The organism is Micromonospora sp. ANENR4 (genome assembly GCF_015354395.1).
GTDB lineage: Bacteria > Actinomycetota > Actinomycetes > Mycobacteriales > Micromonosporaceae > Micromonospora > Micromonospora aurantiaca.
In genome coordinates, this window is the sequence record NZ_JADKYQ010000018.1 from 1 (window position 1) to 19,198 (window position 19,198).

Annotated in this window: 13 protein-coding genes; 8 read left to right on the forward strand and 5 right to left on the reverse strand. The window is 74.8% G+C overall.

Annotated elements, in window-relative coordinates; genetic code table 11:
- Positions 1-34: 34 nt before the first annotated feature.
- Both IRY44_RS26525 and IRY44_RS26530 read right to left on the reverse strand, forming a co-directional pair.
- Complete coding sequence (locus tag IRY44_RS26525) at positions 35-3,682, reverse strand: fibronectin type III domain-containing protein (protein ID WP_194802943.1); 3,648 nt, start codon at positions 3,680-3,682, stop codon at positions 35-37.
- Between the two features lie 130 nt (positions 3,683-3,812).
- A complete protein-coding gene (locus IRY44_RS26530) occupies positions 3,813-4,634 on the reverse strand; it encodes an Fpg/Nei family DNA glycosylase (protein WP_194802944.1) in 822 nt (273 codons plus the stop codon).
- A 109-nt stretch (positions 4,635-4,743) separates the two neighbouring features.
- Between IRY44_RS26530 and IRY44_RS26535 the strand changes: the two genes are divergently transcribed.
- A complete protein-coding gene (locus tag IRY44_RS26535; protein WP_194802945.1) occupies positions 4,744-5,994 on the forward strand; it encodes a hypothetical protein in 1,251 nt (416 codons plus the stop codon).
- A gap of 129 nt (positions 5,995-6,123) precedes the next feature.
- Here the strand turns inward: IRY44_RS26535 and IRY44_RS26540 are convergent, their stop codons facing one another.
- From IRY44_RS26540 to IRY44_RS26550, 3 genes are read right to left on the reverse strand one after another with little or no spacing between them, the layout of a single operon-like run.
- Positions 6,124-6,984: an S-adenosyl-l-methionine hydroxide adenosyltransferase family protein gene (locus tag IRY44_RS26540; protein ID WP_228532871.1), complete on the reverse strand. Its 861-nt coding sequence runs from the start codon at positions 6,982-6,984 to the stop codon at positions 6,124-6,126.
- The gene (locus IRY44_RS26545) at positions 6,981-7,484 is read right to left on the reverse strand and encodes a GNAT family N-acetyltransferase (RefSeq protein ID WP_194802946.1); all 504 of its coding nucleotides are present in this window, start codon (positions 7,482-7,484) and stop codon (positions 6,981-6,983) included. The genes IRY44_RS26540 and IRY44_RS26545 overlap by 4 nt, the downstream gene beginning before the upstream one ends.
- Before the next feature lie 40 nt (positions 7,485-7,524).
- Complete coding sequence (locus IRY44_RS26550) at positions 7,525-12,300, reverse strand: DEAD/DEAH box helicase (protein WP_370585024.1); 4,776 nt, start codon at positions 12,298-12,300, stop codon at positions 7,525-7,527.
- 189 nt (positions 12,301-12,489) lie between these two features.
- Here IRY44_RS26550 and IRY44_RS26555 point away from each other — a divergent pair, with 189 nt between their 5' ends.
- The 7 genes from IRY44_RS26555 to mnhG all read left to right on the forward strand — a co-directional run bounded on the left by IRY44_RS26555 (position 12,490) and on the right by mnhG (position 19,113).
- Entirely contained in the window at positions 12,490-12,813 is a 324-nt protein-coding gene (locus tag IRY44_RS26555; RefSeq protein ID WP_194802948.1) for a hypothetical protein, read from the forward strand.
- Positions 12,814-13,058: 245 nt separating this feature from the next.
- Positions 13,059-15,893 (forward strand): Na+/H+ antiporter subunit A, encoded by a 2,835-nt coding sequence (locus tag IRY44_RS26560; RefSeq protein WP_194802949.1) that lies wholly within the window; start codon positions 13,059-13,061, stop codon positions 15,891-15,893.
- Positions 15,890-16,372, forward strand: coding sequence for a Na(+)/H(+) antiporter subunit C (locus IRY44_RS26565; RefSeq protein ID WP_194802950.1), 483 nt, complete (start codon positions 15,890-15,892; stop codon positions 16,370-16,372). Before IRY44_RS26560 ends, IRY44_RS26565 begins: the two co-directional genes overlap by 4 nt.
- A complete protein-coding gene (locus IRY44_RS26570) occupies positions 16,369-17,874 on the forward strand; it encodes a Na+/H+ antiporter subunit D (protein WP_194802951.1) in 1,506 nt (501 codons plus the stop codon). Before IRY44_RS26565 ends, IRY44_RS26570 begins: the two co-directional genes overlap by 4 nt.
- On the forward strand, positions 17,871-18,521 hold the full coding sequence (locus IRY44_RS26575) for a Na+/H+ antiporter subunit E (protein WP_194802952.1): 651 nt from the start codon (positions 17,871-17,873) through the stop codon (positions 18,519-18,521). Before IRY44_RS26570 ends, IRY44_RS26575 begins: the two co-directional genes overlap by 4 nt.
- Complete coding sequence (locus IRY44_RS26580; protein ID WP_194802953.1) at positions 18,518-18,781, forward strand: monovalent cation/H+ antiporter complex subunit F; 264 nt, start codon at positions 18,518-18,520, stop codon at positions 18,779-18,781. Before IRY44_RS26575 ends, IRY44_RS26580 begins: the two co-directional genes overlap by 4 nt.
- Positions 18,778-19,113 (forward strand): monovalent cation/H(+) antiporter subunit G, encoded by a 336-nt coding sequence (mnhG, locus tag IRY44_RS26585; protein ID WP_194802954.1) that lies wholly within the window; start codon positions 18,778-18,780, stop codon positions 19,111-19,113. Before IRY44_RS26580 ends, mnhG begins: the two co-directional genes overlap by 4 nt.
- Positions 19,114-19,198: the final 85 nt, after the last annotated feature.

Genomic DNA, 19,198 nt, shown 5'->3' on the forward strand with positions numbered 1-19,198 from the left:
AACCCTGCGGTGGCGCGGGGGAGAGGGGGCGGGGTCAAGTGGGGGTTGTGGTGCGTGTGGAGGGGGTCCAGGGGGAGGTGCCTACGACGTTCGTCGCGCGTACCCGGTAGTGGTAGGTCACTCCTCGCGCGAGGCCGGTGTTGGTGAAGCCTCGGCCGGTCACGTGGAACGTCGCCGGTTCGCGGGTGAAGGCGGCGTCGGTGGCGCGCTGCACGACGAACCCGGCGCCCGGTCCGGCCGGCGTCGGCGCCGACCAGGTCACCGTCACGCTGGCGGTGTCCGGCCCGGACACGCTCGCGGTGACGCTCACAGCGGTCGGGGCGACCGGCCGGGCCGGTGTGGTCACCGTCGCCACAGTCGACCAGGGTGAGGCGGCACCCAGGTACGTCGTGCGTACCCGGTAGTAGTACGTGGTGTCCGGCGCGACCGCTGGGTCCACGTGGGACTCGCCCACGGCGATGGCCGTGGTGCCCGGACCGCTGGTGAACGTCGGGTTCGTGGCCCGCTGCACGTCCACCCCTGTCGCGAAGGAGTGGTTGGCCCAGCGCAGCGCCACCCGCAGCGGCCCGGTCGGCGGCAGCACCGCTGTCACCCGGGTCGGCGCGGACAGGTGCACCGCCGCCGGTACCGCGTTGGACCAGGACGAGCAGCTCACCGCGTTCTCGGCGCGGATCCGGTAGTGGTAGGTGACGCCGGGGGTGACTGTGGCGTCCGTGTACCGGGTGGCGGTGGCCGCCACCGTGATCTCGGTCAGGCCGGTGGTGAAGGTGCTGTCGGTGGCGCGTTGCAGCCGGTGGCTGGTGGGTACGGGCCGGCTGCCGTTGCCGGTCCAGGTCAGCGCGATGGCGGGGAGCGCGGTGGCGCTGCCCGGTGCCGGGGTGGCGGTGAGCCCGGTCGGCGCCTTCGGTGCCACGCGCACCACCAGCGGGCGGCTCATGCCCTGGTCGCGCAGTCCGGCCGAGCGGGTCTGCCAGCGGTACTCCCAGCCGAGGTTGACCAGCTGGTTGACCACGACAGCGGGGCGGCCGTCGACCGGGCTGACCGGGCCGGCGTCCAGCCGTGCGCCGGCCGGGCGGGTGGGGTCGAGCAGCCGTACGCTGTCGCCGATCTTGAACGGCAGGGCTGGTGGGACGGGACGCAGCGCCACCACGACGTCCTCCCGTGGGTTGACCCGGACGGTGTCCTTCCAGCCCAGCTCGCCCGGGTCGGGCGGGCGGACCGTGCCGTCCCAGCCGACCCGGTTGACGAGCTGTACGTCGCAGCCCTCGATGTGGACGGGATGGGTACGCGGGGCGTCGCCGACGATCCGCCAGAGCTGCGTGCCGTCGCCGGGCGCGCCGACCGCCACCGCCGGGTCGGTGGCGTGCAGCACCTCGGTGGCCGGGTCGGCCGGGCCCAGCGGCAGGGTCGCCGGGGCGAGTGGTCCGGCGACCGGGTGGCCGACGCCGAGCCGTCCCACCGCGCGGCCGTGCCGGGCCTCGAACACCTGCCCGACCGACTTCACCGCCAGCGGCAACGTGACCGGGGCGGTCGCGCCCGCCGGGGTGAACGTGACCGAGGTGGCCCGCGCGGCGACGAGCGTCGGGCGCGGGGTGGTGGTGCCGATAGCGGTGTCGTACGCGGGTTGCGGCACGATCGGCGGCGGCTGGCTGCGGGCGTACGCCCCGGGCAACCGGTCGGCCAGCCGCCGGGTGTCGTACGGCTGCGCGGGGGTGCCGGTGACCCGGATCTGGAGCAGCGTGCGGGTGTTCGGGCCGTACCCGGGTCGGGTGGGCGGCAGACCCCCGGCGGCGGTCCGGTCGGGCGCGCCGGTGTGGTGGTCGTAGCGCGGGTCGAACCGGGGCAGCGGCGCGGGGCAGTCGTTGTAGAGGATGAGCGTGCTGCCGGGCGGCACTGTGGAGAAGTCCACCACCACGTCGGCCCGTTCGCCGGGGGCGAGCAGCAGCGCGTGCCCGTCCACGTTGAGCACCGTGGGGTCCTGCCTGTCGTACCGGTAGTCCACCGGCCGGTTGGTCAGCACCACAGGCGCGGGGAGCAGGCCGCCCTCGTTGCCGATCTGGATCATCTCGGGTCCGGCGGCGGCCGGGTCGGGCACGCCGCCGTCGCGCCCGTCCGCCGGCCAGTACGCGGGCCGTCCGGGGGCGCGTACCGCCTCGACCATCGGCACCTCACCGGCGCCCGGGTCGGCCTGGCTGCCGTCCTCGTCCCACATCGGCGCGTCCGAGGCGGCCCGGTAGAGCTGGAGGTTGAGCGCGCGGTCCGCGCAGGCGTTGAGAATCCGGAACCGGTACGCCCGCGGCGCGACCTCCAGGTACGGGTAGGCCACGCCGTTGACGAGCGGGGTGTCCCCGTACGCGTCGGGGACCGCCGACGGGTGCGGCACGCCCGGTACCAGCGGCGGCTCGTCCGGGTCGGTGTCGGGGTCGTGGTGCGGGTTCGGCACCGGGGCGACCCACGGGCTGGCGCCGCCGTCCGGGTCGTGGGTCCACGGCCCGTAGTCCCAGCGGCCGGTCGGGTTGGTGCCGGTGAGCCGGTACGGGTTCTGCCGCGGCTGGTAGACGTGCGGGTGCCAGAGGCTGCCCTTGGCGCCCCAGCGGTCCCGGTCCCAGGTGGGGTCCTGGGCGGCGAGCTGCGCGTCGTCGGGGACGAACGTCTTGTCCTCGATCACCAGCGGGAGCTGGTCGGCGGGGAGCACGCCGTCGTCGACGAGCCGTTCCTCGGCCGGGTCGGTGAGCAGGTAGAGCGCGATCTGCCCGGAGTAGACGGTGAGCCGGGACAGGCCGAGCGTGTTGTCGTGCAGCCACATGAGCCGGCCGCTCTGGTCGTTCGGGAAGTACAGCGTGGTGGCGCCCGCGCCGGGCGGCGGCATGTCCGGCACCGGCGTCACACAGGCACCCGTCGGGTACGGGGTGATCTCGCCGGCCGGGGTGACCCACTGCCACGGGTTGCCGGCGCTTATCCACCCGGTCTGCGCGCCGGACAGGTGCGGCACGGCGCGGTTCTGCGGGTACGGCGCGGGGCCGTCGAGCGGCCCGGCCCCGGCGCCGTCGACAGTCTCGTCGACAGGCAGGAACAGCTCGCCGGCCCGTCCGGTGGGGAGCTGGTTGATGAACTTGATCCGGACCGGGCGGCCCCGCCGGGCCACGATCATCGGGCCGAGGTGCCAGGGACGGTCGGGTGGGTTGACCGTGTTGTGGCCGGAGGCGTCGGTGCCCAGATTGAGCTGCCGGTAGCCGCGCAGCCGGGTGGCCGGCAGGTCGCGGTGCAGGCGCTGCGCGTACTCCTGGAGGCCGATCTCGTAGTAGTCGCAGCCCGGCCAGGTGATGGTGTCCGGGACGGCGACCGGCAGGCGGGCGCCGAGCCCGGCGGTGGCCGGCTGCCCTGGTAGCGGCAGCGGGTCGACGAACTTGCGGATGCCGGTGCCGGGTACCGGGCGGCCGTCCGGGTCGAGCGTGGGCAGCGGGCTGGCGGCGGTGTTCGGCACCGGGCCGAACAGGCGCGGCACGGCGGTCGGGTCCAGGCTCGCAGGCGCCCGACCTTGCTCGTCGTCGCCGTCCCGGGCGGCCGGAACGGCGGGCGCGACGGAACCGGCCGGCGTCGGGTCACCGGTGGGCGCGGTCTCGACGGCGACGACGGCGGCGCGGTCCGGGCGTCCGGGCCGGCTGCGGCGGAACAGCACCATGGCTCTCCCCGGGGTCGGGGCGCGCCGGCCGACACCCCGGCGTGGCGGGCGTACGCGCTGCTGACGATCCGTGAGCGGTCCACCGCAGCATGCGACGTCACAGGGGTGAGGCGGAAGTACCCAATCGTCCCTATCTCGGCCGATCTTGGGCGTTTCGTGGAAGTTCCACGTCTGGCTGGCAGGCGGGGCACCAGTAGGTGACCCGTTCGCCCAGTTCCTCCTTGCGGACGGCGGTCCCGCAGCGGCGGCACGGCTGGGCCCGGCGGCCGTACACGTAGCTGGTGCCACCCCGGTGCAGCACGCCGGTGGTGCTCTGCGTCCAGCGGCCACGGTTGGCCGCGAGCAGCCGCTGGGCCAGTGCGACGGTGCCTGGTAGGTCCGGCACCGCGCCGACCGGCGTCCACGGCGACACGCCGCGCAGGAACAGCACCTCGCACTTGTAGAGGTTGCCCACCCCGGCCAGGTTGCGCTGGTCGAGCAGCGCCTCACCGATGGTGCGGTCCGGGTTGGCCGCGAGCCGGCGGACCGCCTCGTCGGTGTCCCAGTCCGGCCCGAGCAGGTCCGGGCCGAGGTGGCCGACGAGCGACTCCTCCTCGGCCGTCGGCACCAGCGCCAGCTCGTGCAGGTGGTAGCCGACGGCGACAGCGGCGGGAGAGTGCAGCACCACCCGGATCAGGTGTGCCGGCCGACCGCTCCAGCGCTCACCCGGGGCGTACGCCCGCCAGGCACCGTCCATCCGCAGGTGCGAGTGCAGCGTCCACGGCTCGGCGTCGATGCCGGTCAGGCGCAGCAGCAGGTGCTTGCCCCGGCTCGCCGACTCGCGCACGGTCCAGCCGGTCAGGTCGGTGGTGGCGAGCTGGGGCACGCGGAAGTCGGACCCGGTGAGCCGGGCCCCGGCCAGCGCGCGTTGCAGGACGCGCGCGGTGTTCCAGACGGTGTCGCCTTCGGGCACCCGGCCATTGTCCCCCGGCCGAGCAGAATTCGCATGTGTCGCTATTTGTACTGAGGTTCCACTTGATCTGCGGAAACGCAACGATCAGGGGGTTCTGAGGAGAATGCTGATGGCACATCTACGACGTCGTACCGTCGTCGCCCTGACCGCCCTGCTCACCGTGGCCGCCGGACTGCCCGGCACGCCCGCGCCGGCCGCGCTCCCACCTGCCGCCGTACCGTCCCGCACCACCGCGCCCGGCCCCGAACGCTGGTCCGTCGACCTCGCCGTCGCCGGCGGCGACGACGTCAACGTCGCCTGGCGGTCCGGCCGCCTGCGGCTGGCCGACCCACGGCCCACCGCCCGCACCCGCCCGGCCGCCGTCGCCGGACCGGTCGCCGAGGGCATCCTGCTCTCCGCGCCGCGCGCCCTGGACCGGCCCGCGACCCGGGTACGCGCACAGCTCGCCGCCCGCACCGGCGACGGGGGTACGGCGATGGCCCAGGTACGCGGCTGGCGTGCCCGCGGTTGGACCGAGTGGCGCGACGCCACCGAGGCGGTGTTCGACCAGCCGGTCAGCCGGGTCCAGGCGCGCGTGGTGCTGACCACCAGCGACTCCGCGTCGGAGGCCACCGTCACCGGGCTGACGCTCGCCGCCGACTCGGTCGCCACCACGGCGGTCCAGCCGGCCGCCGCGCTCAAGTACCGGGTGTACGCGACCCGGATCGGCCTGGTCGGCGGCATCACCGCCAACGGGCACACGGTGCGTACCCGGGACCACTTCGCGGCGCTGCCCACCCGGCGCGGCCTGTCCCCGCGAAACACCGGCGACTACACGGTCAAGGTCTGCACGACGAGCGGCAGCCGCTGCGAGTACGCCCCGGTCTGGGACGTCGGCCCGTGGAACACCCGCGACGACTGGTGGAACCCGGCGTCGGTCCGGGAGAACTGGAAGGACCTGCCGCGCGGGTTGCCGGAGGCGCAGGCGGCGTACCAGAACGGCTACAACGGCGGGCGCGACCAGTTCGGCCGTACCGTCCGCAACCCGGCCGGGCTGGACCTGGCCGACGGGACGTTCTGGGACGGGCTGCGGCTCACCGACAACGCGTGGGTGGACGTGACGCTGTTGTGGACCGGCGGCGGGGCTCGGGCCGTGGTCGGTTCCGGGCCGCTGAACCTGCGCGCCGGGGCGAGCACCTCGTACGCGAGCCGAGGGCTGGCCGCCACGTACGCCCACGTGCCGGTGCAGTGCTACGTGACCGGGCAGCGGATCGTCGGCACGTACCGCACGACGACGAGGTGGTACCGCCTGGTGGGCGGCAACTACGTCAGCCACGCGTACCTGTCCTCGATCTACGGCGGCACAGTCCCCCGCTGCTGACCCTCCCTCCCTCGCCTCTCCTCCGCGATCTTGCAGTTTCGGCCCTGCGCTGGGGGCATTTGTTCCTTATGCCGGGGCACCAACTGCAAGATCGCGGGGGCGGAGGCGGTCGGGGAGGGAGGAGAGCGGTCAGGGGTGGGTGATGGCTACCAGGGCGCCTGGGGTGGCGGTGAGGGTGTCGGCGGCTCGGCCGGTGTTGACCGCTACGGCCACCAGGCCGGCCGAGTCGACGTGGACCACCAGGGTGCCGGGTTCGGCGTCGCCGAAGGTGCGGCCGTGGACCGCCTCGTGGCCGTTAACCAGGACCCGGGACGGCAGGCCGTCGAGCAGCGTGCCCGGCGCGGCGAGCTGGACGTTGCCGAAGTGGTCGACTGTCAGCACCTCGGCGGTGAGGCCGCCGGGCTCGGCGCGTACCACCGGCTCCGGCAGCCGGACCAGCGTGCCCGGGTCCACCGCCGGTCCCGCCTCGGCCAGTGGTGCGCCGAGTGCCAGCCGGGCGGCCACCGGCGCGAACACGTCCCGCCCGTGGAACGTGCGGGAGACGACCGGGCCGAGCCAGTCCGGGTTGGTCAGCTCCACCGCCTCGGTCACCCCGCCGAGCGCCTCCGCGGCCGGGATCAGCAAGCCGTTGTCGGGCCCGACGAGCAGCCCGCCGGGCGCGGCGAGCGCGATCCCGCGCCGCGTCGTGCCGACACCCGGGTCGACCACCGCCACGTGCACGCCCCACGGTAGGTACGGCACCGTCTGCGCGAGTACCGCCGCGCCCCGGCGTACGTCGGCCGGCGGGATCAGGTGCGTCACGTCGATCACCCGGACGGTCGGGGCGAGCCGGGCCAGCACTCCGTGGCACGCCGCCACGAACCCGTCGAAGAGCCCGTAGTCGGTGGTCAGCGAGACACAGAGCGGACTGCCGGCCGCCGGCCGCGTGCCGTCCGGTGTCGCGCGGTCCTGGCCGGCGGCGGCCGGGGCGCGTTCGTCCGGGCCGCTCATCGCTGGTCCGCCACGGTCAGGTGCCGGCTCAGGCGCAGCTCGTCGTGCAGCGGGATCCCGTCCACACCGATCTGCGGGATGGTCGGCTTGACGGCGCGGGCCCGGTCCACCGCGCCCGCGTCCACCGCGACGATGCGCAGCCCTCGGCGCTGGTAGAAGCGCAGCGCACCCAGGTTGTCGTTGGTGGTGACCAGCCAGATCCGGTCCGCCCCGGCCGCCCGGGCCGCCTCGTCGGCGGCGGCCAGCAGGGCGGTGCCCGCGCCGTTGCCCGGTGCCGACGCGGCCAGGCTCACCACCTCCAGCCCATCGGCGTCGACCCGGTACGCCAGCGCCCCGGCGAACCCGCCGCTGTCGTCGACCGCCACCAGCGTGGGCAGGTCACTCAGGTCGTAGCGGGTGTCGTGGACCACCACGATCGGCCCGCCCCACTCCCGCTCGTGCAACGTCGCCAGCGCCGCGCGGTCCTCGTCGCGCGCCTTTCGTACCCGGATCGAGGCCACCGGCACACCCTACGTGCCCGCTCCCCGGAACTCCGGGCGGTCAGCCGCGCAGACGCAGCCCGCGCGGGGTGGCGCGGAAACCGGCGGCGGTCAGCGCGTCGCGCAGCGGGGACGCGTTCACGGCCTCGCCGTCGGCGCGTTCCACCGAGATCGCGCCGAGCGCACCGGAGTGCACCGCGTCGGCGAGCGCCTTGCCGGCCGCGCCGAGCGTGTCGGTGTCGTCGGTGAAGGACAGGATCGTCCGGCCGCCCCGCTCCACGTAGAGCACCAGGTCACCGCCGACGAGCACGACAAGCGCGCCCGCCTTGCGCCCGGCCCGGTGGCCGGTGGCCGGTGCCGCGCCGTCGCCGGAGTCGACAACGCGTTCCGGCCAGGGCAGTGCCGCGCCGTACGGGTTCGCCGGGTCGGTCGCGGCGAGCACCACTGTCGGCCCGCCCCGGCCCTGGGAGTCGTCGGCGAGCGCCCGGATGCCGTCCACCGCGCCGGGCACCGCGAACTGCGCCGCGCCGAGCCCTTCGACGAAGTAGCCGCGCCGGGCCGCCCCGCGTTCCTCCATCGCGGACAGCACCGGGTAGACCCCGGCGAAGCCGCCGGTGACCTGCTCGGCGACGACCGCGCCCCGGGTCACCACGCCGTGCCGTTCCAGCAGCAGATCGGCGAGGGCGGCGGCCCGGCGGGTGGGGTCGATGTCGCGTTCGGGCAGCCGGGACCAGCGACCGGCCATCGTGGGCGGACCGCCACGGCTGGGCAGCGCAACCCGGCCCGGCCGCCGGTAGCGGGTGCGCGGTGCCGACGCCCGGGAGCGGTGCGCCCCGCCCGCGCCGAGCGCGGCCCGCAGCGGGGCGAGCGTGTCGTTGGTGAGGTGACCGGCCCAGACCAGATCCCACACCGCGCCGGACAGGGCGGCGTCGTCGGTGGCGCCGACCCGGTCGGAGAGCGAGCGGAAGAACAGCGCCTGCCCGTCCGCGAGCGCGTCGAGCACCGACTCGTGCAGCGGGGTCAGCGTCAGCGCCTCGTCCGGCGGCGGAAGCAGCAGCGGCGCCACGTCGGCGTACGCGAGCGTCACCCACCCGTCGCCGCCGGAGATCGCACCCGCGCCGGCCCACACCACCTCGCCGCTGGCGCACAGCTCGTCGAGCTGGGCGGGGGAGTAGTCGGCGACCCGGGCGGGCAGCACCAGGCGTTCCAGCGCGGACGCCGGCACGCTCACGCCCTGCAACTGCTCGACCGTGGCGGCGACCGCCTCGACGCCCCGGGCCGACGAGCCGACCTGCTGCCAGCGGGGCAGGAACGCGGCGAGCGCGCGCGGCGGCACCGGCTCGATCTCCCGGCGCAGGGCGGCCAGCGAGCGGCGGCGCAGCAGGCGCAGCACCTCCGCGTCGCACCACTGGGTGCCCACACTGTCCGGCGCGAACTCGCCGGAGACCACCCGGCCGTTCGCGGCCAGCCGGCGCAGCGCCTGCTCCACCACGAACACGCCGAGCCCGAACCGGGCCGCGCAGGTGGCGGCCGCGAACGGACCGTGCGTACGGGCGTACCGGGCGACCAGGTCGGTGAGCGGATCGGCCACCGGCGCGAGGTACGCCTCGGCGACCCCGACGGGCAGCGCCACCCCGAGCGCGTCGCGCAGCCGGGCGGCGTCCTCGACGACCACCCAGCGGTCCTCGCCGGCGATGCGGACGCGCAGCACCCGCCGGGCCGCGGCCAGCTCCTCCGGCCAGGACTCCGGCACACCCCGCTCGGCCAGCTCGGCGCTGCTCAGGTCACCGACCACGCGCAGCAGCTCGACCACGTCCTCCGGGTCGCGGGGGCGTCGCTGCTCGGTGAGCCAGCGCAGCTGACGGGCGGTTTCGGCGAGCACGTCCGGGTCGAGCAGCTCCCGCAGGTCGACCCGGCCCAGCAGCTCGCCGAGCAGCCCGGAGTCGAGCGCCAGTGCGGCGGCCCGCCGCTCGGCCAGCGGGGCGTCGCCCTCGTAGAGGAACGCGCCCACGTACCCGAACAGCAGCGACCTGGCGAACGGCGACGGGCGTTCGGACTCCACCTCGACCAGGCGTACCTTGCGGGCGGCCAGGTCGCGCATCAGCTCGCCGAGGGCGGGCTGGTCGAAGACGTCCTGGAGGCACTCGCGGGCCGCTTCCAGCGTGACCGGGAAGTCGGCGTACTCGCGGGCCACGTCGAGCAGTTGCGCGGCACGCTGGCGTTGCTGCCACAGCGGCTGCCGCCGCCGGGGGTCACGCCGGGGCAGCAGCAGCGACCGGGCCGCGCACTCCCGGAACCGGGACGCGAACAGCGCCGACGTGCCCACCGACTCCTCGACGAGCTGGGCGATCTCGTCCGGCTCGAAGACGACCACGTCGGCACCGGGCGGCGTCTCGGCGGTGTCCGGCAGGCGCACCACGATGCCGTCGTCGGAGGGCATGACCTGGGCGTCCACGCCGTACCGCTCGGCCAGCCGGCGGCCGATGGCCAGCGCCCACGGCCCGTTGACCCGGGCGCCGAGCACCGAGTGCACGGCGAGCCGCCAGTCACCCAGCTCGTCGCGGAACCGCTCGACCACCACCGTCCGGTCGTCCGGCAGCGACCGGGTGGCCGCCTTCTGCTCGCGCAGGTAGCTCATCAGGTTGCCGGCGGCCCAGTCGTCGAGCCCGCCGGCCCGCAGCGCCGCGACCGCGTCGGCGTCGGACTGCCGCAGCAGCGCCCGGACCCGGGCGCCGATCGCCCGCCCCAGCTCCACCGGGCGGCCGAGCTGGTCGCCCTTCCAGAACGGCATCCGGGCCGCCTGCCCGGGTGCGGGGGAGACCAGCACCCGGTCGGGGGTGATCTCCTCGATCCGCCAGGACGACGAGCCGAGCAGGAACACGTCACCGACCCGGGACTCGTAGACCATCTCCTCGTCCAGCTCACCGACCCGCGCGGCCCGCTCGGCACCGGCCAGGAACACGCCGAACAGGCCCCGGTCGGGGATGGTGCCGCCGCTGGTCACGGCGAGCCGCTGCGCCCCGGGCCGGCCGGTCAGCACGTCGGTGGCGCGGTCCCAGACCAGGCGCGGCCGAAGCTCGGCGAACGCGGTGGACGGGTAGCGCCCGGAGAGCATGTCGAGCACCGCGTGCAGCGCCGAGTCGGGCAGCTCCGCGAACGGCGCCGCGCGCCGGACCAGCACCGCGAGGTCGCCGAGCCGCCACGGCTCCAGCGCCACCATCGCGACGATCTGCTGGGCCAGCACGTCGAGCGGATTGCGCGGGTAGTGCAACTCCTCGATCGCCCCGGCGCCCATCCGCTCGGCCACCACCGTGCAGGAGAGCAGGTCGCCCCGGTGCTTGGGGAAGACGACGCCGCGCGAGACCGCGCCGACCTGGTGCCCGGCCCGCCCGACCCGCTGCAGCCCGGCCGCCACGCTCGGCGGCGCCTCGATCTGCACCACCAGGTCGACGGCGCCCATGTCGATGCCCAGCTCGAGGCTGGACGTGGCGACCACGGCGGGCAGCCGGCCGGACTTGAGCGCCTCCTCGATCTGCTTGCGCTCTTCCCGGGACACGCTGCCGTGGTGCGCCCGCGCGATCACCGCCGGCGCCCCGGCCGCCGCGCCGGCCTGCGCCATCACCTCCGCCGGCTGCCGCGGCGCACGCACCGGCCCCACCGGCCCGCCGAACGCCTCCGCCCCGCGCCGGGCCCGGCTCCCGTCGTCCCGCCCGCCGCCGGACACCGGGCCGAGCCCGTCGGCGTCGTCGAGCCCGGCCTCGTCGCCGGCCGGCGGGCCGTCGGCGCCGGGCAACAGATCGGATACGCGCACCGGCTCCCCGCCCCGGGCCACGCGGCTGCCGTCCGGTGCGGACGCCGCCTCGACCTCCTCGGCGGCGAGCTCGTTGAGGCGGGCGCAGAGGCGCTCGGCGCTGCGCCGGGAGTTGGTGAACACGATCGTGGACCGGTGCGCGCGGATCAGCGCGAACACGCGTTCCTCGACCGCCGGCCAGATGGAGGGGCGGCGGGGCGCGAGGCCGCCCAGGTCGTCCTCGGGCGGCTCCTGCTCGTCGAGGCGGGTCATGTCCTCCACCGGGACCTGGACGCTGACCTCGATGGTCTTGTTCGACGGCGGCTGCACCACGTCGACCGGGCGCGCGCCGCCGAGGAAGCGGGCGCACACGTCGATCGGCCGGACGGTGGCGGACAGCCCGATCCGCTGCGCGGGCCGCTCCAGCAGCGCGTCCAGCCGTTCCAGGGACAGCGCCAGGTGGGCCCCGCGCTTGGTGCCGGCGACGGCGTGCACCTCGTCCACGATCACCGTGTCGACGCCGCGCAGCGAGTCGCGGGCGGCGGAGGTGAGCAGCAGGAACAGCGACTCGGGCGTGGTGATGAGGATGTCCGGCGGGGTGCGGGCGAAGGCCCGGCGCTCGTCGGCGGGGGTGTCGCCGGTACGCATCCCGACGGTGACGTCCGGCGGGACCAGTCCGAGCCGGGAGGCGGCCTGGCGGATGCCGGTGAGCGGGGCGCGCAGGTTGCGTTCCACGTCGACGGCGAGCGCCTTGAGCGGACTGACGTAGAGCACCCGGCAGCGGCGCCGGGGATCGGCCGGCGGCGGCTCCTTGGCGAGCCGGTCGAGCGACCAGAGGAACGCCGCGAGCGTCTTTCCGGAGCCGGTCGGCGCGACGACGAGCGCGTTGCGGGCGGCGGCGACCGAGCGCCAGGCGCCCTCCTGGGCCGGGGTGGGCGCGGCGAACGCCGCGGTGAACCACTCCCGGGTCGCCGCGCCGAACTCCGCCAGCACCCCGCCCGACCTGCCTGACCCGTCTGGCCTGCCTGACCCGTCTGGCCTGGTCACCTCGTCCGCCACGCACCCATCCTGCCGCGCGGGTGTGACAACCGGCCCGCCGCCGGACCGTTCCGTCCCGCGCGCGGCAGCCGAAAAATGGAATGGGCGATTGTTCCGTTAAGTCTTACTTAACTGCTTGCTTGTGGGCTGCAACATAAAGTAACTTCACTCGCGATGCGGCGTGGGGTGGAGGCATGGATGACCGTCGAGGACCGAGGTCTGGGCTCCGGAACCGACGTGCTCATCCGCAAGGTCGACAGTCGACTGGCCGCGCTCCGCGCCGCGCTGCACGGCCCCGATCTCGAGCTGGCCGAGGAACTGGCCGCGCGGCTGCGCGAGATGATCCTGGCGACCGCCCGGTCCAGCGCCGCCGACCGCGCCCGGGTCCGGGCCGCCGTGCACTACTTCGTCCAGCGCCGGGAGACCCGCGACGCCCGGCTGCCGCTGCGCTCCCTGGCCGCCGCCCAGCGCGCCGTCGACCGCGCCGCCCGCCAGCTGGCCACCCCCAACCCCACCCCCTGACCCCTCGCCGCACCCCGCCCTTCCGCCCTCCCGCCGCCCCGGTGATCAAGGAGTTCGTGTCCGGGAGCGCGCCCGATCCCGCCGCAAACTCCTTGATCACCGCCCGAGAGGCCGGGAAGGCCGGGAAGGCCGGGTGGAGGTAAGGGTTGGTTTTGGGGAAAACCGCCCGGTTCGGTGCCTCTGTGGCGTGTGATCGGTTGTGACACCAGCGTGTTCGCGCGCTGTCACCTCGACCGGGAGTACGCGTGCTCGTCCTGCTGATCGTGCACCTGGTGGCGGCGCTGCTCGCCCCGCTGCTGGTCCGCCGGTGGGGTCCGCGCGCCTGCCTGCTGCTCGCGCTCGCCCCTGCCGCCACAGCGGTCTGGGCGGCGGCGCACACCGGAGCGGTACGCGACGGCGGCGAAGTGGTCGAGACGTACCAGTGGATCTCCCAGCTCCAGCTCGACGTGGCGCTGCGCGTCACGACGCTGTCCTGGCTGATGCTGCTGCTCGTCGGCGGCGTCGGCGCGTTCGTGCTGGTCTACTCCGCCCGCTACTTCCCGCCCGGGTCCCTCGGGCTGGCCCGGTTCGCCGCCGTCATGGTCGCCTTCGCCGGGGCGATGCTCGGCCTCGTCGTCTCCGACGACCTGCTGCTGCTCTACGTCTTCTGGGAACTGACCACAGTCTTCTCGTACCTGCTCATCGGGCACAGCACCGAGCGTCGGTCCAGCCGGTGGGCCGCCGCGCAGGCGTTGACAGTGACCACGCTGGGCGGGCTCGCCATGCTCGTCGGGTTCCTGCTGCTCGGCCACCACGCCGGCGGCTACCGGTGGTCGGCGGTGGCCTCGGCGCCGCTACCCGGCGGCGGGTACCTGGTCGTCGCGGTGCTGCTGATCCTCGCCGGGGCGCTGGCGAAGTCCGCGGTGTTCCCGTTCAACGCCTGGCTGCCGGTGGCGATGGCCGCGCCGACGCCGGTGAGCGCGTACCTGCACGCGGCGGCGATGGTGAAGGCCGGCATCTTCCTCATCGGACTGCTCGGCCCGGTGCTCGCCCCGGTCGACTGGTGGCGGCCGGTCACCGTGGTCGCCGGGCTGGTCACGCTCGTGATCGGCGGGTGGGCGGCGCTGCGGCAGACCGACCTGAAGCTGCTGCTGGCATACGGGACGGTCAGCCAGCTCGGCCTGCTCACCGTCGTGTTCGGCGCGGGCACCCCGAAGGCGGCGCTGGCCGGTGTGGCGATGCTGGCGGCGCACGCCCTGTTCAAGGCGGCGCTGTTCCTGGTCGTCGGCATCGTCGACCACGAGGCCGGCACCCGTGACCTGCGGGAGCTGTCCGGGGTCAGGCGGACCGCGCCGGTGCTGGCCGTCGTCGCCACGCTGGCCGCCGCCTCGATGGCCGGGGTGCCGCCGCTGCTCGGGTTCGTCGGGAAGGAGGCGGCGCTCGCCGCGTTCACCGGTGAGCCGCTGGTGCTGACCGTGCTGGTGGTGGGCAGCGCGCTCACCGTCGCGTACAGCATCCGGTTCCTCTGGGGCGCGTTCGGCACCCGGCCCGGCACGCCGGACACCGAGCTGGCCCGCCCGCCCGCCGCGATGCTCGTACCCCCGGCGCTGCTCGCCGTGGCCGGGCTCGCCGCCGGTCCGGCGGCCGGGTGGCTGAGCGGCCTGTTCGAGCCGTACGCCGAGCTGTTCGGGCCGGTCGAGGAGCACCTGGCGCTCTGGCACGGACCCACGGCGGCGCTCGGCCTGTCCGCCCTCGTGCTGGCCGGCGGTGTGGTGCTGCACCTGGTCCGCGGCCCGCTGGCGCCCGCGCTGGCCCGGCTGCGCTCGCCGGTGGGCGGCAACCAGGGGTACGAGTGGGTGACGCACGCCTTCGACCGGCTCGCCATCGAGGTCACCGGCGCCACCCAGCGCGGGTCCCTGCCGCAGTACCTCGGCACCGTGCTGCTCGTGCTGGTGTTCGTGCCGGGCGGGGCGATGATCGCGACCGCGCCGTGGCGGGTCGACCTGGCGACCTGGGACAACCCGGCCCAGCTCGTGGTCTGTGTGGTGATCGCGGTGGCCGCGCTGCTCGCGGTCGGCGCGCGCCGCCGGCTCACCGCGATGCTGCTCGTCGGCGTGACCGGCTACGGCACCGCGATGATGTTCGTCCTCTACGGCGCGCCGGACGTGGCACTGACCCAGTTCCTGGTGGAGACCGCGACGATCGCCGTGTTCGTGCTGGTGCTGCGTCGGCTGCCGGAGCGGTTCTCGGCCCGTCCGCTGCGCCGCAGCCGCTGGGTCCGCCGCGGCATCGGGATCGCCACCGGTGTGGTGATGGCCGGTCTGGCGCTGGCCGCCGCCGGGGCGCGGCGGGCGCCGTCGATCTCCGCCGACTTCCCGGACCTGGCCCTGATCGAGGGGTACGGCCGCAACGTCGTCAACGTGACGCTCGTCGACATCCGCGCCTGGGACACGATGGGGGAGATCTCGGTGCTCGTGGTCACCGCGACCGGCGTGGCCAGCCTGATCTACGAGCGGTCCCGCACCGGGCCGCGTCCCCGCCGTCCCCCACCGGCCGCACTGCGCGCCGGCGACCGGCGCACGGTGTGGCTGCGCGGTGGGCAGACGCTGCCGGAACGGCGGCGGTCGATCGTGTTCGAGGTGGTCACCCGGCTGATCTTCCACACCGTCCTGATCTTCTCGCTGTTCCTGCTCTTCTCCGGGCACAACGCCCCCGGCGGCGGCTTCGCCGGCGGGCTCGTGGCCGGCCTCGCGCTGGCCCTGCGGTACCTGGCCGGCGGCCGGTACGAGCTGGCCGAGGCGGCGCCGGTCGGGGCCGGCACGGTGCTCGGCGCGGGTCTGGGCATCTCGGTCGGCAGCGGCGTGCTCGGCCTGGCGCTCACCGGCGAGGTGCTCCAGAGCATCAAGGTCAACCTGTGGCTGCCGGTGGTCGGTGACATCTACCTGGTCACGTCGCTGTTCTTCGACATCGGCGTCTACCTGGTGGTGGTCGGGCTGGTGCTGGACATCCTGCGCAGCCTGGGCGCCGAGGTGGACCGGCACGTGGAGGCGGCGGGCGAGGCGGGGCACGGCCTGGTCGTCCAGCGGGACGGCCCACCATGACGAGGGGTGCGGCCGGGCCGACGCTGGTGCTGGTGCTGGCGGTCGGGGTGCTCGTCGCCGCCGGTGTCACGCTGCTGCTGGAACGCAGCCTGACCCGGATCCTGCTCGGCATCATCCTGCTCGGCAACGGCGTGAACCTGCTCATCCTGCTGGGCGGGCGGTCCGGCGCCGCTCCGCTGGTCGGTACCGCCTCGCAGCGGGAGATGAGCGACGCGCTGCCGCAGGCCATGGTGCTCACCGCCGTGGTGATCACGTTCGGGCTGACCGCGTTCCTGCTCGCCGTCGCGTACCGGAGCTGGTACACCAGCGGCGACGACGAGGTGCAGGACGACCTGGAGGACCGGCAGATCGTCCGGCTCGCCGAGAGCAACGAGGTGTCCACCGCGGACCTCGGCGGCGAGGGCCCGGACGAAGATCCGGAACAGGTCGACCCGGAGCCGGCGCGCCGCCGGTTGCACCGAGACGGGGAGAACCCATGAGCGCCCTCGTCCCGCTGCCGGTGGTGGTGCCGCTGCTCGGCGCGGCGCTCACCCTCGTGCTGTCCGGCCGGCCCCGCCTGCAACGGTCGATCAGCGTGCTCTGCCTGTCCAGCGTCCTGGTGGTGGCGGCGGTGCTGCTGGTGCAGGCGTACCGGTTCGGACCGGTGGTGGTGCAGGTGGGCGGCTGGCCGGCGCCGGTGGGCATCGTGCTGGTGGCGGACCAGCTGGCGGCGCTGATGGTGCTCGTCTCCTCGGCGGTGACGCTGTGCGTCCTGCTCTACTCGATCGGCCAGGGCCGGGGGGAGACCGGGGAGACCGCGCCGGTGAACATCTACCACCCCACGTACCTGGTGCTCACCGCGGGCGTGACGAACGCCTTCCTGGCCGGGGACCTGTTCAACCTGTTCGTCGGCTTCGAGATCCTGCTGGCCGCGAGCTTCGTGCTGATCACGCTGGGCGGCACCGAGGTGCGGTTGCGGACCGGGTCGACGTACGTGGTGGTCAGCATCCTGTCGTCGCTGCTGTTCCTGTCCGCCGTCGGGCTGGTGTACGCGGCCACCGGCACGCTGAACATGGCGCAGCTCGCCGGCCGGCTGGACGCGCTGCCGTCGGGCGTACGCCTGACCCTGCAACTGACGCTGCTGCTCGCGTTCGGGATCAAGGCGGCGGTGTTCCCGCTGTCGGCGTGGTTGCCGGACAGCTACCCGACCGCGCCCGCGCCGGTGACGGCGGTCTTCGCCGGCCTGCTCACCAAGGTCGGCGTGTACGCGATCATCCGCACCGAGACGCTGCTGTTCCCCGGCGGCCAGGTCGCCACGCTGCTGATGGTGGTGGCCGGGCTGACGATGGTGGTCGGCATCCTCGGCGCGGTGGCCCAGTCGGACCTGAAGCGGCTGCTGTCCTTCACGCTGGTCAGCCACATCGGCTACATGATCTTCGGGGTGGCGCTGAGCAGCGTCGCCGGCCTGTCCGGGGCGATCTTCTACGTGGTGCACCACATCACCATCCAGACCACGTTGTTCCTTGTCGCCGGCCTGGTCGAGGAACGCGCCGGCAGCACCGACCTGCGCCGGATCGGTGGCCTGGCGCGGATCGCGCCGATGCTCGGCGTGCTCTTCTTCGTCCCCGCGATGAACCTCGCCGGCATCCCGCCGTTCTCCGGCTTCCTCGGCAAGCTCGGCCTGCTCCAGGCGGGCGTCGCAGCGGGCGGGACGCTGCCCGCCGTGCTGGTCGCGGCGGGCACCCTGACCAGCCTGCTCACGCTCTATGCGGCCTCCCGGGTGTGGAACATCGCATTCTGGCGGGAGCCCCGGCTCGCCACCACCACCCCGCCGGCCCGGCTGCCCGGGCTGATGGTCGGGGCGACCACCGCCCTGGTGGCGCTGGGCGTGCTGTTCACGCTGGTGGCCGGGCCGCTGTTCCAGGTCACCGCCGACGCGGCCACCGACCTGCGCGAGCGCACCCCGTACGTGCGGGCGGTCCTGCCCCGGGACGTGCCGTGACCGACGACCTGCCCCCGGGCGGGGGCGCGACCGGTGAGCCCGCCGGCGTGTCCCGTGCGACGCCCGCCCCGGACGCGCCGACGCCGACCGTCGGCCGGGGTGGGCGGCGGCGGGACCAGGCGGTCGCGCTCGGCTGGCTGGTCGTCGCCTGGATGCTGCTGTGGGGCGACGTGTCCTGGGGCAACCTGGCCTCCGGGCTGGTGGTCGGCGTGGCGGTGCTGCTGTTCTTCCCGCTGCCGCCGGTCACGTTCGGCGGCCGGGTACGCCCCCGCGCGCTGCTGGTGTTCGCGGCGACGTTCGTCGCGGAGCTGGTCAGCGCCAGCGTGCACGTGGCAGCCGTGGCGCTGCGCTTCGGCTACCGCCCGCGCGGCGCGATCATCGCCGTGCCGCTGCGCGTGCGCACCGACCTCAACCTGGCGCTCACCGCCGAGGTGATCTCGCTGGTGCCGGGCACGCTGATCCTCGACGTCGACCGGGCGGCGGGCGTGCTCTACGTGCACGTGCTCGACGTGCGCGGACCCGAGGACATCACCGGCAGCCGCGAGCGCGTGCTCGCCGTCGAACGGCGCATCGTCCGCGCCATCGGATCTCCCGACGAGGTACGCCGGCTCGACCTCGAACCCGCCGAACGGAGGAACCACCCGTGACAGTCCTGCTCGCCGTCGCGTTGACCGTGCTGCTCTCGGCCACCGCGCTGCTCGCCCTGGCCCGGATCTACCGGGGCCCGTCCCTGCTCGACCGGATCGTCGGCGCCGACCTGCTGCTGTCGGCGATGCTCGCCGCGGTGGGGGCGGAGGCCGCCGTGAACCGGCACGCCACCACGCTGCCCGTGCTGGTGGTGCTCTCGCTGCTCGGCTTCATCGGGTCGGTGTCGCTGGTGCGCTTCGCGGTCCGGGCCGAATCATGAGTGCCGGCGCGGTCGCGGACTGGGTGGGTGGGGTGCTGCTGCTGGCCGGTGCGGTGCTGGCCCTGGTCGCCGGCATCGGGCTGGTGCGCTTCCCGGACGTGCTGGACCGGATGCACGCGGCCACCAAGCCGCAGGTGCTGGGCGTCCTGCTGCTGCTGGCCGGGCTGGCGCTGCGTCTGCGTACCCCCTCGGACCTGGGCATGCTGGTCCTGGTGGCGATCTTCCAGCTCTCGACCGCGCCGGTGGCCGCGCAGATGATCGGCCGGGCCGCGTACCGCTCCGGGCGGGTCGACCGGACGCTGCTGGACGCCGACGAGCTGGCCGGACGCTGAACCGGACGTGCGGGAGGCTTCCCGGCACCCTCAGCGAACGTCCAGCGGGTACCGATAAAATGGGCCGCATGATCGACTCTCCTGC

Bases quoted from the DNA above. Each gene is read 5' to 3' on its own strand.
- IRY44_RS26535 (WP_194802945.1), top strand. From the start codon at position 4,744: ATGGCACATCTACGACGTCGTACCGTCGTCGCCCTGACCGCCCTGCTC.
- mnhG (WP_194802954.1), top strand. From the start codon at position 18,778: ATGAGTGCCGGCGCGGTCGCGGACTGGGTGGGTGGGGTGCTGCTGCTG.
- IRY44_RS26555 (WP_194802948.1), top strand. From the start codon at position 12,490: ATGACCGTCGAGGACCGAGGTCTGGGCTCCGGAACCGACGTGCTCATC.
- IRY44_RS26525 (WP_194802943.1), bottom strand. From the start codon at position 3,682: ATGGTGCTGTTCCGCCGCAGCCGGCCCGGACGCCCGGACCGCGCCGCC.
- IRY44_RS26540 (WP_228532871.1), bottom strand. From the start codon at position 6,984: ATGAGCGGCCCGGACGAACGCGCCCCGGCCGCCGCCGGCCAGGACCGC.
- IRY44_RS26570 (WP_194802951.1), top strand. From the start codon at position 16,369: ATGAGCGCCCTCGTCCCGCTGCCGGTGGTGGTGCCGCTGCTCGGCGCG.
- IRY44_RS26565 (WP_194802950.1), top strand. From the start codon at position 15,890: ATGACGAGGGGTGCGGCCGGGCCGACGCTGGTGCTGGTGCTGGCGGTC.